This window comes from Streptomyces marokkonensis (genome assembly GCF_008312835.1).
Lineage (GTDB): Bacteria > Actinomycetota > Actinomycetes > Streptomycetales > Streptomycetaceae > Streptomyces > Streptomyces marokkonensis_A.
The window spans coordinates 215,606-229,482 of the sequence record NZ_VSKS01000001.1; the positions used below are offsets into that span (position 1 = coordinate 215,606).

The following is a 13,877-nucleotide window of genomic DNA, read 5'->3' on the forward strand; positions in this document are numbered from 1 at the left end:
GATGCTCCCGGTCAAGGGGACCACACCCGCCCCGGGGGCGCCGGGCACCGCATCCGCGCGGGCGCGACGAGCCGCGGACGGCCCGCAGCCGCCCGGCGAGCACACCCGCCCCCTCCGCGTGGCGGTCATCGGCGGAGGCCCCGGCGGGCTCTACACCGCCGCGCTGCTCAAACGCCTCGTCCCCGGCCGGCAGGTCACCCTCTGGGAGCGCAACGCCCCGGACGACACCTTCGGCTTCGGCGTCGTCCTCTCGGACGAGACCCTGGGCGGGATCGAACACGCCGACCCGCGGGTCTACGCGGCCCTCGAGCGGGACTTCGTCCGCTGGGACGACATCGACATCGTGCACCGGGGCACCCGCCACACCTCCGGAGGGCACCGCTTCGCCGCCCTCGGCCGCCACCGCCTCCTGGAGATCCTGCACGAGCGCTGCCGCTCCCTCGGCGTCGAGCTCCGCTTCCGGGCGGAGGTCCCCGACCCGGCCCGGCTGGCGGAGACGTACGACCTGGTGGTGGCCGCCGACGGGGTGCACAGCACCACGCGTGAGGCCTTCGCGGACGTGTTCCGGCCCCGGATCACCGCACACCGCTGCCGCTACATCTGGCTCGCCGCGGACTTCGCCTTCGACGCCTTCCGTTTCGAGATCGCCGAGACCGGGCACGGCGTGATGCAGCTGCACGGCTACCCCTACGCGGCCGGCGCCTCCACCGTGATCGTCGAGATGCGCGAAGAGGTGTGGCGCGCCGCCGGATTCGACGAGACGGACGCGACGGAGTCCGTCGAGCGCTGCGCCAAGGTCTTCGCCGACGCGCTCGGCGGGCGCCCCCTGAGGTCCAACAACTCCGCGTGGACCACCTTCCGCACGGTCGTCAACGAACGCTGGTCGCACGGGAACATCGTGCTCCTCGGCGACGCCGCCCACACCGCCCACTTCTCCATCGGCTCCGGCACCAAGCTCGCCGTGGAGGACGCGCTGGCGCTCGCCGCCTGCCTGCGCGAACAACCCACCCTCGACAGCGCGCTGACCGCGTACGAGGAGGAACGCCGTCCCGTCGTCGCCTCCACCCAGCGCGCGGCCCGGGCCAGCCTGGAGTGGTTCGAGAACCTCCCGCTGTATCTCGGGCAGCCGCCGCGCCAGTTCGCCTTCAACCTGCTCACCCGCAGCCGCCGCGTCACCCACGGCAACCTGCGGCTGCGCGACGCCCGGTTCACCGAGGCGGTGGAGCGCGGGTTCGGCTGCCCGCCCGGCACGCCCCCGATGTTCACGCCGTTCCGGCTGCGCGGCCTGACCCTGCGCAACCGGGTCGTCGTCTCGCCCATGGACATGTACTCGGCGGCCGACGGCGTCCCCGGCGACTTCCACCTCGTCCACCTGGGCGCCCGCGCGCTGGGCGGCGCGGGACTGGTGATGACCGAGATGGTGTGCGTCAGCCCGGAGGGCCGCATCACCCCCGGCTGTGCGGGTCTCTGGACCGGCCGGCAGGCCGAGGCGTGGCGGCGGATCACCGACTTCGTGCACGACCGCGCGCCCGGCACGGCGATCGGCGTGCAGCTCGGCCACAGCGGGCGCAAGGGCTCGACCAAGCTGATGTGGGAGGGATTGGACGAGCCGCTCGACGAGGGCAACTGGCCCCTCGTCGCCGCCTCGCCCCTGCCGTACAAGCCGGGCAGTCAGGTCCCCCGGGAACTGTCCCGCGCCCAGCTCACCGACCTGAGGGAGCAGTTCACGGCCGCCGCCGTGCGGGCCGCGCGAGCCGGTTTCGACCTGCTGGAACTGCACTGCGCCCACGGCTACCTGCTCTCCGGTTTCCTCTCCCCGCTCACCAACCACCGCACCGACGCCTATGGCGGCTCACCTCAGAAACGGCTCCGCTTCCCGCTGGAGGTCTTCGACGCGGTGCGCGCGGTCTGGCCCGGTGACCGGCCGATGACCGTCCGTGTCTCCGCCACCGACTGGGCGGAGGGCGGCCTCACGGCCGAGGACGCGGTCGACGTCGCCCGTGCCTTCGCCGCGCACGGCGCGGACGCGATCGACGTGTCGACCGGTCAGGTGGTGGCCGACGAGAAACCCGAGTTCGGCCGCTCGTACCAGACCCCGTTCGCCGACCGGGTGCGCAACCGGGCCGGCGTCCCGGTGATCGCGGTCGGCGCGATCTCCTCGTGGGACGACGTCAACTCCCTGATCCTGGCGGGGCGTGCGGACCTGTGCGCCCTGGCCCGGCCCCATCTCTACGACCCGCACTGGACGCTGCACGCGGCGGCCGAGCAGGGCTACGAGGGTCCGGGCGTCGTCTGGCCGGCGCCGTATCGTGCGGGCAGCCGCCCTCCGCGGACCGGACGCACCGACGCGCCCAAGCCCCGGCTCACGCTGGGCGACTGACACCGCTCAGGAGGCGTAGCCCCACGCCTCGCACATCGCGCGCAGCCGTTCGGGGACCTCCTCCTGCCGGGGCAGCGGACGTCCCGGCTGCACCGTGCCGCTGCGGATGTTCTCCCGCCAGTCGCCGAGGCCCCTGACCAGTTCGCCGCCGCTCTTCCCGCCGTAGTGGAGCATGGCCGGCTCGTAGTCGACGCCGAGGAAGCCGCACAGGCGGCGCATCTCCCGCTCGGGGTCGGCGGTGATGTCCTCGTAGCGCACGGTGCAGCCGTCCGGGCCGGTGGTGCGTGCCTCCTCCACCGCGTTCAGGTAGCGCAGTACGTCGGTGACGGCCTTGTCGTAGGGCCGCTTCGCGGGGTCGCTCTCGTGCCAGGAGCGGGCGACGGACTCCGGGTGGCGCAGCAGGAAGACGAAGCGGGCGTCGGGCCAGCAGTCCCGCAGGCGCCGGTACATGTAGGCGTTGGCGGGTGTCTTCTCGACGATGAACTCCTTGCCCGCCTTGACCAGTTCGCGGTGCATGACGCGGTCCCACAGCAGGTGCTCCAGGTCGCCGCGGTCCAGGCCGAGGGCCTTCATGGCACGCTCCGAGAACCAGTTGGCGCAGGTGACGTCGATCGCGCCGAGGTGCAGTTCGTGCGGGGCGTGCAGTCGGGAGTGGGCGCCCAGCATCATGCGCAGCAGTGTGGAGCCGGAGCGGATGGACGAGATGACGAAGACCGGTTGCCGCAGCAACCGGTCGGCCGCCCGTTCTCCCGCCGACGGGCACCGGTAGGGGGCCGCCGGGCGCTCGGCGGGATTCAGGGCCGGCTTCGGGGACGGTTTGTGCGGAGCCCGCCGCACCTGGAGGGCGGTGGTGGCGGCGAGGGCCCGGTTCGCGCTGCGCAGGAGACTCATGCGGCGCCACACTAGGTGCCGAACCTAAGAAGAGGGTCAGAAGCCGCTGAGGGCTCCCTTGGCGGGGGCACGTGTGACGCGGAACACCTACGGGGCCGGCTCGGGCCGCCCCGACTCCAGCGCCGCGTAGACGGCCCCCGCGTCGCGGAGTCGCTGGTGCAGCGCCCGGAAGACGGCCGCCGAGCGGGTACCGGGCCAGTCACCGGGGAGCAGGGCCGCGGGCAGACCCGGGTCCGTGTAGGGGAGGTGGCGCCAGGAGTCCAGGGCGAGGAGGTAGTCGCGGTAGGCCTCCTCGGGCGGGGTGTCGGTGCGCTGCTCCCAGGCGTGCAGCACGCGCGCGTGCCGGTCCAGGAACGCCTCGTGCCGCCCCGCGATCCCGGCCAGGTCCCACCAGCGGGCGACCGCGTCCGCGGTGGGCGCGAAGCCGAGGTGCTCCCCGCGGAAGAGGTCGACGTACCCGTCGAGGCGCAGGCGTTCCAGGGTGTGCCGGGTCTCGTCGTACAGCCGGGCGGGGGCGATCCACACACCCGGCGCCGCCGTGCCGAAGCCGAGGCCGGACAGCCGGGAGCGCAGCACGTGCCGCTTCTGCCGCTCGGACTCCGGCACGGAGAACACCGCGAGCACCCAGCCCTCGTCCCGCGGCGGGGCGGTGGCGTAGATGCGGCGGTCGCCGTCGTCCAGCAACTGGCGTGCGTCCGGGGACAGTTCGTACCCGGCGGCGCCGCGTGCGGTGCGCGCCGGGACGAGCAGCCCGCGCCGTTTGAGCCGGGACACCGAGGAGCGCACGGAGGGGGCGTCCACGCCGACCGCGGCCAGCAGCCGGATCAGCTCGGCGACGGGCACCGGGCCCGGCGCGAAGCGGCCGTACGCGCCGTAGAGCGTGACGATGAGAGACCGTGGAGCATGCTGGTCGGACACGTTGATCATCTTAGGTCGTACGGACGGACGTCGTTCCCCGGCATCAGCCCCGGTCGTCCCCCGCCGGGGCGCGCAGCCGGAACCGCTGGAGCTTGCCGGTGGCCGTGCGCGGCAGCGACTCCATGAAGACGATCTCGCGGGGGCACTTGTACGGCGCGAGTTCCGACTTCACGAAGGCGCGCAGGGCCTCGGCGTCGCGTCCGGCGCCCTCCTTCAGCACCGTGTACGCCACCACGACCTGGCCGCGCGCCTCGTCGGGCCGCCCGACCACGGCGGCCTCCACGACGTCCGGGTGCCGCAGCAGGGCGTCCTCGACCTCCGGCCCCGCGATGTTGTACCCGGCCGAGATGATCATGTCGTCGGCGCGGGCCACGTACCGGAAGTAGCCGTCGGGATCACGGACGTAGGTGTCGCCGGTGATGTTCCAGCCGTCCCGCACGTAGTCCCGCTGGCGCGGATCGGCGAGGTAGCGGCAGCCGACGGGTCCGCGCACCGCGAGCAGCCCCGGCTCCCCGTCGGGCACGGGCGTGCCGTCCGCGTCCTGCACGCGGGCGTCCCAGCCGGGCACGGGGACTCCGGTCGTTCCGGGCCTGATGTGCTCGTCGGCGGCGGAGACGAAGATGTGCAGCAGTTCGGTGGCGCCGATGCCGTTGATGATGCGCAGGCCGGTGCGTTCGTGCCAGGCGTTCCAGGTGGCGGCCGGCAGGTTCTCGCCCGCCGAGACGCAGCGGCGCAGCGAGGAGAGGTCGTGGCCGGCCGTCTCACCGAGCATCGCGCGGTAGGCGGTGGGCGCGGTGAACAGCACCGACACCCGGTGCTCGGCGATCGCCTCCAGCAACTGCCGTGGGTGCGCCTGTTCGAGCAGCAGGGCGCTCGCGCCGGCCCGCAGCGGGAAGACCACGAGGCCGCCCAGACCGAAGGTGAAGCCGAGCGGGGGACTGCCGGCGAAGACGTCGTCCGGGACGGGTTTGAGGACGTGCCGGGAGAAGGTGTCGGCGATCGCCAGGACGTCCCGGTGGAAGTGCATGCAGCCCTTGGGCCGTCCGGTGGTGCCGGAGGTGAAGGCGATCAGCGCCACGTCGTCCGCCGCGGTGGGCACGGCCTCGTACGGTGTGCCGGGCGCCGGACGGTTCAGCAGGTCGTCCGGGGAGTCGCCGCCGTACGTGGCGACCTTCAGGTCCGGGATCTCCGCCTTGGCGAGGTCGTCCACGGCCCGGACGTCGCACAGGGCGTGGCGGACCTCGGCGATCGAGCAGATGGTGCTCAGCTCGTGCGCGCGCTGCTGGGCCAGCACGGTGACGGCGACCGCTCCGGCCTTCAGCACCGCCAGCCAGCACGCGGCCAGCCACGGCGTGGTGGGGCCGCGCAGCAGCACCCGGTTGCCGGGGACGACCCCGAGGTCGCCGGTGAGGAGGTGTGCGAGCCGGTCCACCCGGGAGCGCAGTTCGCCGTACGTCCATGTCGTGCCGTCGGGCGCGCGGAACACCGGGCGGTCGCCGGGCGGGCCGTGCAGCAGTTCCGCGGCGCAGTTCAGCCGCTCGGGGTAGCGCAGTTCCGGCAGGCCGAAGCGGAGCTCGGGCCACTGGCCGGGTGGCGGGAGATGGTCGCGGGCGAAGGTGTCGACGTGCGCGGTGGCCCGTGGATTCATGACGATCCGCCCCCTCGGCGTGGTGGGCTCGCATCAGGAGCGTATCGTGTTGGTGACGGCAGTCAACGGTTCGCGATAACCTCGGGAGTGGCCCAGCGGCGAGGGAAGGGACCGGCGATGACCGCATTCTCGCTCGAACGGGCACAACTCGCCTGGTGCGCTCAGCTGCGCACGCTGGCCGCGCGACGGCTGCGCCCGCTCGCCGGGAAGGGGGAACCCGGCCGGGTCAACCGCGCCCTGGTGGCCGAACTGGGCGCCCTCGGCCTGCTGCCCCGTCTGTTCGCCTCCGGCGCGCTCGACCTGTGCCTGATGCGCGAGTCCCTGGCCCACGCCTGCACCGAGGCGGAGACGGCCCTCGCCCTCCAGGGCCTGGGCGCCCACCCGGTGCACGCCCACGGCACCCCCGCCCAGCGCGACCGCTGGATCCCCGGGGTGAGCGACGGCACGGTCGTCGCGGCGTTCGCACTCAGCGAGCCGGGAGCCGGCTCGGACGCGGCGGCACTGTCGCTCACGGCTCACCCCGACGGCCCCTCCGGCTGGCGGCTCACGGGCGAGAAGCGCTGGATCTCCAACGCCCCCGAGGCCGACTTCTACACCGTCTTCGCCCGCACCACCCCCGGCGCCGGCGCCCGGGGCGTGACCGCCTTCCTGGTCCCCGCCGACCGCCCCGGCCTCACCGGCGACCGCCTCGACATGCTCTCCCCGCACCCCATCGGCGCCCTCGGCTTCGACGGCGTACCGGTGACCGCCGACGACGTACTCGGCGAGCCGGACGGCGGCTTCCGGGTCGCCATGGACACCCTCAACCTGTTCCGGCCCAGCGTCGGCGCCTTCGCGGTCGGCATGGCCCAGGCGGCCCTGGACGCGACCCTCGGCCACACCGCCCGGCGGGACGCGTTCGGCGGCAAGCTGAAGGACCTGCAGTCCGTCGCCCACCAGGTCGCCGAGATGGCCCTGCGCACGGAGTCGGCCCGGCTCATGGTGTACGCGGCGGCAACGGCGTACGACGGGGGCGCCGCCGACGTCCCCCGGCGTGCCGCGATGGCGAAACTGCTGGCCACCGAGACCGCGCAGTACGTCGTCGACCGGGCCGTCCAGCTGCACGGTGCGCGTGCCCTGCAACGCGGGCACCTGCTCGAACACCTCTACCGCGAGGTCCGCGCGCCCCGTGTCTACGAGGGGGCGAGCGAAGTGCAACGGGGGATCATCGCCAAGGAGTTGTACAGGGACAACGAGTCGTACAAGGGGTCTCACGAGAACCAGGAGGACCGGTGACCGCCGAGCGCGTCAATCCGCCCGAACTCTCCCCGCCGGCCGGCTTCTCGCACGCCGTCGTCGCCTCCGGCTCAAGGCTGGTGTTCCTGGCCGGCCAGACCGCCCTGGACCCCGACGGCAAGGTGGCCGGCGACACCCTGCCCGAACAGTTCACCCGGGCCCTCACCAACCTGCTCACCGCCCTGCGCGCCGCCGGCGGCACCCCGGCCGACCTGGCCCGTGTCACCGTCTACGCCACCGACGTCGCCGCGTACCGCAGTCACGCCCGCGAACTCGGCCGGACCTGGCGGGAACTGGCCGGCCGCGACTACCCGGCGATGGCGGTCGTCCAGGTGGTCCGTCTGTGGGACGAACGGGCGCTGGTGGAACTCGACGGCTTCGCCCTCCTGCCCTGAACCGCCGGGCCCCCGTAGCCTGGCGCCATGCCGGAGATCGAACTCAGCGCGGGAACCGTCGAGTACGAGGACACGGGAGGTGAGGGGCCGGTCGTCGTCCTGCTGCACGGACTCGTGCACGACTCCTCCGTCTGGCGGCACGTCATCGCCGAACTGCGCACCGACCACCGGCTGCTCGCGCCGACCCTGCCGTACGGCTCGCACCGCAGGCCGATGACCCGGCCGCCCACGCCCGACCTGGTCAACGAGCTGATCGCGGAGTTCCTTGACCGGCTGGACCTGCGGGACGTCACCCTCGTGGAGAGCGACTGCGGACGCGCCCAGACGGTCGCGGCCCGCCACCCCGAGCGGCTGGCGCGGCTGGTGCTGATCTCCTGCGAGGCCTTCGACAACTACCCGCCGGGGCTGCCCGGCAAGATGATCGGCCTGGCGTGCAGGGTGCCCGGCGGCATCCCGCTCATGGTCCGCACGCTGGGTCTGAAACCGCTGCGCAGGCTCCCGGTCGGCCTCGGCGCGCTCACCAAGCGCCCGGTGCCGGACGAGATCGTCGACGGCTGGCTGCGCCCCCTGCGGACCGACCCGGCGATCCGGCGGGACTTCCGGCACTACGGGACCCACGTCCGGCGGACCGAACTGCTCGAGGCCGCCCAGGGGCTGCGGTACTTCGACCGGCCCGCGCTGGTCGTCTGGGCGACCGAGGACCGGATGATGCCCCGCGAGCACGGCCGCCTGCTGGCCGAACTGCTTCCGCGGGGCCGGCTGGTGGAGATCACCGACACGCGGACGCTGATCGCCGAGGACCGGCCGCGGCGGCTCGCCTCCCTGCTGCGGTGGTTCGTCGCGGAGGGGTGAGCGGCGGGACCGGGTCAGGCGGCGACCACGAGCCGGCCGGCGGGCGCCCGGTGCGGGGCGATCACCCGGCCGTCGGGGAGCAGCTCGCCGGTGTCGTCGAAGACGACCGAACCGTCGCAGAGCAGGGTCCAGCCCTGCTCGGGGCGGGCGGCCACCACGTGCGGGGCGGGGGACCCGGTCCGGGGGCAGGAAGGCTGGTGGGCACACATGGCGCACCTCCACGTCGGTGGAACGGTCCGAAGGGGTCGTACGGAACGACCATGCGCCCGGTGGTGCACGCACCGGAACACCCCGCCGTGAAGCGTGACAGCTCCAGGACGATCCCGGGACGGTTCCCCCACGGCCGGTGCGGCTCCGCCACCGAAGGGTGACGATGAGTGGCCGCGGGCCCGTGCACCGGGTACTGGTGGAGAGCCTCATTCCGCTCATTCCGGAGGTTTCCCCGTGCCTGCACGTCCCTTCCTCGGCGCGGCGGCCGCTGCCGCGCTCCTGCTGCTCGGCACCGCCGCGGCAGCCCCCTCGGCGGCCGCGTCGGCCGGCCCAACGGAGACCGTGACGGTGGACGCGGAGGGGCGGATCGCCGCCGACGGCTCCGTCACCCTCTCCGGCACCTACCGCTGCCTCGCCGGCACCGGACCGGTCCTCATCGGCTCCTCGGTCAGCCAGTCCACGCCCACGATCCGGTACGGCATCGGCGGCACCCGCGCGGTGTGCGACGGCGAGGAGCACCGCTGGGAGAACACCGGCCGCGCACCCGGCGACGTGCTGAAGGCCGGCCGGGCGCACGTCGAGGCCACGGTGGTGGAACTGCGCCCCGACGGCATCCTCCTGGAGCCCGTCTTCCACGCCGTCGGAAACCAGGACGTCACCCTGCTCCAGGCCTGACCGGCGTCCCCCGGCCCACACCGGCTGCCGGGGTTCCTTCCGGCCCACACCGGCTGCCGGGGGCCGGAAGGACCCCGGCACCGGTACTGCCGGGTCCGGACGTGGACCGGCCCGCGGCCGGTTCGTCACGCTGGCCCCATGGTCGCTCTCCGTCACACGGTGGTCCTCGCCCCCGTCCCGCGCCCCTGGCTCGCCGATGCCGTCGCCGTCCTCCTGGACCTGGCCGAGAGCACGCGCGCGGAAGCGGGGCGGCTGGTGCTGCGGGACGGGCGGACCGTGCCGGACGTACGGCTGGCCGAAGGGCGTCACCTTCGGCCCGGAGCGGTGTACGAGAGCACCGGCGACGGGGACGTGGAGGCGGGGGAGCCGGTACGGATCACCGTGGGGGAGTGGAACCGCAGGCGTGCGCTGCGGCTCGCGCTCGCCGTGTCGGCGCCGGACGCTGGTGCCGCGGTGCGGGGCACCCTGCACCGGCCGGACCGTCCGCGCCTCGTCGAGATCGGCGGGCGTGCCCGGGTGGAGAACGTGTGGTCCCCGCTGTCCCGGGTGAGCGGCGGGGCCCGGCTGCGGTGCGACGACTGGTGGGCGGCCGCGGACACGGGCCGCTCCGCGCGTACGGCACCCCTGCGGGCGCGGGCGGAGTGCGGCGCGGCCCGGGCGGAACTGCGGGTGGTACCCGCACCCGGCCGCCTCGACGGCCGCTGGGACGTGACGGTCACCGTACGCCTCCGGGGCCGGCGCCTGTACCGTCCGGTGGCGGCCGTCGCCCTCCGCCTGGCCCGAAGCCGCCTCCAACGGTCCCTGGCCGGCGCCCTGGACGAACTGGCCGCACGATGGAACACCGAACTCCCCCGTCTGGTGGCGATGGGACCCGACGCCTTGCGCGAGGCAGTCCTGACGACCGGCACATGAGGCGGACCCGGGGTCCGGCCGACGGCTCACCCGTCGCCGGCCGGCCAGTCCAGCAGACGCGCGCCGATGACCGCCGTCTGGAGCATGTACCTGTGCGACGGGTCGGAGGGGTTGGCGCCGGTGAGCCTGCCGATGCGCTCCAGACGGTACGTCAGCGCGCGTACGCTCAGTGAGAGCCGCCGGGCCGCCTCCGCGGCGACACAGCCGGAGTCGAAGTAGGCGGTGAGCGTGTCGAGGAGGGGCCGGGCACCGCCGCGCGCCGTGGTCAGCGGCCCCAGGGTGTTGTGGACCAGGTCGGCCATGGCCTGGCGGTCGCGGGCCAGCACCGGGTAGACGAGCAGGTCGGCGGCGCGCAGCACCGGATCGTCCAGCCCCAGCCGCTCGGCGATCTCCAGGGAGCTCAGTGCCTCCTCGTACGACTGGACGACCCCGCCGGGGCCCGGCTGCGGGCGGCCGATGGCGACCTGGCCGCCGTCGGTGGCGGCGTGCGCCTGCTTGGCGAAGTGGGTGAGCACCTCGGTCTGGTGCCCGGGCGCGATGCACAGCAGCCGGCCGTCCTTGGTGGTGAGCAGGATGCTGCGGTCACCGAAGCGGGATATCAGGGCGCGTTCCACCTGCCGGGGTACGGGGTCGCCCTCCTCGTAGGCCACCGGCCCCCGCGCGACGGCGACCGCGTGCTCGTGGGACAGCCGCAGACCGAAGCGCTCGGCGCGCTCGGCGAGCCGGCCCAGATCGCTGCGGCCGTAGAGCAGGTCGTCAATGAACTCCCGCCGCGCCGCCTCCTCCTGACGCACAGCCAGCCGCTGGGCCCGCTCGTACCCCTCGGCGAACGCGTCCACCACCTGCTGAACGGCCGCGAGCGCGCCGTCCGCCGAGTCCGCGCCGCGCGGCCACGCCCCGCGGGCGGCGGTCAGATGTGCGCTGACCAGGGACCGCAGTCCGAAACCGGCCTCCGCGGCCCGCTCTCCCAGGGCCCGCCGTGAGGCGATCTCGTCCCGGGTGAGCCGCCTGCCCGTCGCCGCCACCTCGGCCAGTATCCGGGCGCAGCCGTCCAGATACAGCTCCGGAATCTCTCGTTCCGTCACGCGGTCCCCCTCGATACTTGACGCGTCCCTGACGCGTTCGTGTTGACGCGTCGGCACGCAGACCCTAGTGAACCTTGCCGGAAACCGGCAATGCGCGTGCGTGCGCCCCCCGTGCATCATGGCCGCGGGGAGCACTGCGGAAGGTTCCGGTGCCGGACACCGGCAGGTGTCCCGCGCCGGAACCGGAGGGGAGCAGTGCTGCCCGACGACATCGTGTGGTGAACGGGAGGGGTGGGGATGCGCACGTACGCGAAGCCCGCCGCGGGCCTGCCCGCCCCCCGGTTCGTGCGGCCGCTGCACCGTCCCTGCCCCGACGAACCCGGGCCCTCCCGGTCCCCGCGCCGACGCGGTGCGGACCGGGACGGCGGGTCGCGCGCGGTGCGCCGGGCAGCGGACGGCAGCCGTCCGCGCGTGCCGCAGAACCGCGGCACCGCCTGAGCCGTCTCCACCTCCACCGGACATTCACCCGCCTCGGTGACGAGGCGTCACTTCACCTGACTTCTGCCCACTTTTCAGCCCAGAAGGACGTGTCCCATGGACGCTCCCACCGTGGGCATCGCCGTACTCGCCGGCGTCGCCCTGCTGCTCGTGCTCATCGGCCTGCTCGTCGTCTCCAAGCTGTTCCGGAAGGTGGAACAGGGCAAGGCGCTGATCGTCTCCAGGACCCGCAAGGTCGATGTGACGTTCACCGGATCGGTCGTGCTGCCGGTGCTGCACAAGGCCGAGGTGATGGACATCTCGGTGAAGACCATCGAGATCACCCGGGCCGGCAAGGAGGGCCTGATCTGCCGGGACAACATCCGCGCGGACATCCGCATCACCTTCTTCGTCAAGGTCAGCAAGACCGTCGAGGACGTCATCAAGGTCGCCCAGGCCGTCGGCACCGCTCGGGCCAGCGACCGCAACACCCTCCAGGAGCTGTTCCACGCGAAGTTCTCCGAGGCGCTGAAGACCGTCGGCAAGCAGATGGACTTCACCGACCTCTACACCAAGCGCGAGGAACTGCGGTACCGGATCATCGAGGTCATCGGTGTCGACCTGAACGGCTACCACCTCGAGGACGCGGCGATCGACTACCTGGAGCAGACGCCGCTGACCCAGCTCGACCCGGGCAACGTGCTCGACGCGCAGGGCATCCGCAAGATCACCGAGCTGACGGCCGTGGAGCACGTCCGCACCAACGAGGCCCAGCGGAGCGAACAGAAGGAGATCACCCGGCAGGACGTCGACGCGCGCGAGGCGATCCTGGAGCTGGAGCGCCGGCAGGCCGACGCCGAGATCAAGCAGAGGCGGGAGATCGAGACCGTGCGGGCCCGCGAGGAGGCCGAGACCGCGCGGGTGGTGGAGGAGGAGCGGCTGCGCGCGCAGAGCGCCTTCCTGCGCACCGAGGAACAACTCGGCGTGCAGCGCGAGAACCAGGCCCGCGAGGTCGCCGTCGCCGCCAAGAACCGCGAGCGGGTCATCGCCGTGGAGAGCGAGCGCATCGAGAAGGACCGCCTCCTCGAGGTCATCGCCCGCGAGCGGGAGACCCAGCTGACCAGGATCGCCGCCGACAAGGAGGTCGAGGCGGAGAAGCGGGAGATAGCCGAGGTCGTCCGCGAGCGGGTCGCGGTGGACCGTACGGTCGCCGAGCAGGAGGAATCGATTCTGAGGCTGCGCGCGGTCGAGGAGGCCGAGCGCCGGCGCCAGGCCGTGATCATCGCCGCCGAGGCCGAGGCGCAGGAGAAGCTGGTCAAGGACATCAAGGCCGCGGAGGCCGCCGAGCAGGCCGCCACACACCGCGCCGCCGAGGAACTCACCCTGGCCGAGGCACGGCTGAAGACCGCCGACCTCGACGCGCGGGCCAAGCTGCGGATGGCCGAGGGGGTCCAGGCGGAGTCCGCGGCCGAGGGACTCGCCGCCGTGCAGGTCCGCGACAAGGAGGCCGAGGTCATCGAGAAGGCGGGCCGCGCCGAGGCCGGGGCAGCCGAGGCCCGGATGCGTGCGGAGGCCGAGGGCGCGCGGGCCAAGGCCCTCGCCGACGCGGAGGCCATCAGCGGCAGGCTCCGCGCGGAGGCGGCCGGCCTCACCGAGAAGGCGGCGGCGATGGCCGCCCTCGACGAGGCGTCCCGCGGCCACGAGGAGTACCGGCTGCGGCTGGAGGCCGAGAAGGACGTCCGGCTCGCCGGACTGGACGTGCAGCGGCAGGTCGCCGAGGCGCAGGCCACCGTCCTCGCCACCGGACTGGAGAACGCGGACATCAGCATCGTCGGCGGGGAGTCGGTGTTCTTCGACCGTCTCATGTCCTCGATCGCGCTCGGCAAGAGCGTGGACGGCTTCGTCAGGAACTCCGAGACCGCGCAGGCCCTCGCCGGCCCCTGGCTGGACGGCTCGGCGAGCTTCACCGACGACCTGAGCCGCATCCTGGGCTCCGTCTCCACGGCCGACGTGCAGAACCTCACGGTCTCCGCCCTGCTGATGCGCCTGATGCGGCAGGGCGGGGAGAACACCGGTCGGTTCGAGGAACTGATCGCCAAAGCAGGTGAGTTGGGCCTCTCGGACACACCGCTGGCCGAGCTGAACGGCCACGCCGGGGCCTGACCACCACCCGGCCGGGAGCCGCCGCACAGGGGACGGCGGCTCCCGGCCGCTCCCTT

At 73.5% G+C, this 13,877-nt stretch carries 12 protein-coding genes; 7 read left to right on the forward strand and 5 right to left on the reverse strand.

Features of this window, described 5'->3' with window-relative positions; translation table 11 throughout:
- Position 1: 1 nt before the first annotated feature.
- Positions 2-2,380, forward strand: a complete 2,379-nt coding sequence (locus F1615_RS00975; RefSeq protein WP_167533619.1) for a bifunctional salicylyl-CoA 5-hydroxylase/oxidoreductase — start codon at positions 2-4, stop codon at positions 2,378-2,380.
- Between the two features lie 6 nt (positions 2,381-2,386).
- On the opposite strand, the gene F1615_RS00980 is transcribed toward F1615_RS00975, so the two are convergent.
- The 3 genes from F1615_RS00980 to F1615_RS00990 all read right to left on the reverse strand — a co-directional run bounded on the left by F1615_RS00980 (position 2,387) and on the right by F1615_RS00990 (position 5,837).
- Positions 2,387-3,271: a sulfotransferase family protein gene (locus F1615_RS00980; protein ID WP_149546899.1), complete on the reverse strand. Its 885-nt coding sequence runs from the start codon at positions 3,269-3,271 to the stop codon at positions 2,387-2,389.
- An 87-nt stretch (positions 3,272-3,358) separates the two neighbouring features.
- Positions 3,359-4,198 (reverse strand): PaaX family transcriptional regulator, encoded by an 840-nt coding sequence (locus F1615_RS00985; RefSeq protein WP_149546900.1) that lies wholly within the window; start codon positions 4,196-4,198, stop codon positions 3,359-3,361.
- A gap of 34 nt (positions 4,199-4,232) precedes the next feature.
- Complete coding sequence (locus F1615_RS00990) at positions 4,233-5,837, reverse strand: AMP-binding protein (protein WP_149546901.1); 1,605 nt, start codon at positions 5,835-5,837, stop codon at positions 4,233-4,235.
- A gap of 117 nt (positions 5,838-5,954) precedes the next feature.
- On the opposite strand from F1615_RS00990, the gene F1615_RS00995 reads away from it, so the two are divergent.
- From F1615_RS00995 to F1615_RS01005, 3 genes are read left to right on the forward strand one after another with little or no spacing between them, the layout of a single operon-like run.
- Complete coding sequence (locus tag F1615_RS00995; protein WP_149546902.1) at positions 5,955-7,112, forward strand: acyl-CoA dehydrogenase family protein; 1,158 nt, start codon at positions 5,955-5,957, stop codon at positions 7,110-7,112.
- Positions 7,109-7,507 (forward strand): RidA family protein, encoded by a 399-nt coding sequence (locus F1615_RS01000; protein ID WP_149546903.1) that lies wholly within the window; start codon positions 7,109-7,111, stop codon positions 7,505-7,507. The genes F1615_RS00995 and F1615_RS01000 overlap by 4 nt, the downstream gene beginning before the upstream one ends.
- Positions 7,508-7,534: 27 nt before the next feature.
- Positions 7,535-8,359 carry an alpha/beta fold hydrolase gene (locus tag F1615_RS01005; RefSeq protein ID WP_149546904.1) on the forward strand — a complete coding sequence of 275 codons (825 nt, stop codon included), beginning with the start codon at positions 7,535-7,537 and terminating at the stop codon, positions 8,357-8,359.
- A gap of 14 nt (positions 8,360-8,373) precedes the next feature.
- Here the strand turns inward: F1615_RS01005 and F1615_RS01010 are convergent, their stop codons facing one another.
- Positions 8,374-8,568, reverse strand: a complete 195-nt coding sequence (locus F1615_RS01010; protein ID WP_149546905.1) for a DUF5999 family protein — start codon at positions 8,566-8,568, stop codon at positions 8,374-8,376.
- Positions 8,569-8,803: 235 nt separating this feature from the next.
- Between F1615_RS01010 and F1615_RS01015 the strand changes: the two genes are divergently transcribed.
- Complete coding sequence (locus tag F1615_RS01015; protein WP_149546906.1) at positions 8,804-9,244, forward strand: DUF6299 family protein; 441 nt, start codon at positions 8,804-8,806, stop codon at positions 9,242-9,244.
- Between the two features lie 138 nt (positions 9,245-9,382).
- Positions 9,383-10,156 (forward strand): hypothetical protein, encoded by a 774-nt coding sequence (locus F1615_RS01020; protein WP_149546907.1) that lies wholly within the window; start codon positions 9,383-9,385, stop codon positions 10,154-10,156.
- A gap of 26 nt (positions 10,157-10,182) precedes the next feature.
- Here the strand turns inward: F1615_RS01020 and F1615_RS01025 are convergent, their stop codons facing one another.
- Entirely contained in the window at positions 10,183-11,241 is a 1,059-nt protein-coding gene (locus F1615_RS01025; protein WP_149546908.1) for a PucR family transcriptional regulator, read from the reverse strand.
- Positions 11,242-11,775: 534 nt separating this feature from the next.
- On the opposite strand from F1615_RS01025, the gene F1615_RS01030 reads away from it, so the two are divergent.
- Positions 11,776-13,821 carry a flotillin family protein gene (locus F1615_RS01030; protein WP_149546909.1) on the forward strand — a complete coding sequence of 682 codons (2,046 nt, stop codon included), beginning with the start codon at positions 11,776-11,778 and terminating at the stop codon, positions 13,819-13,821.
- Positions 13,822-13,877 lie beyond the last annotated feature (56 nt).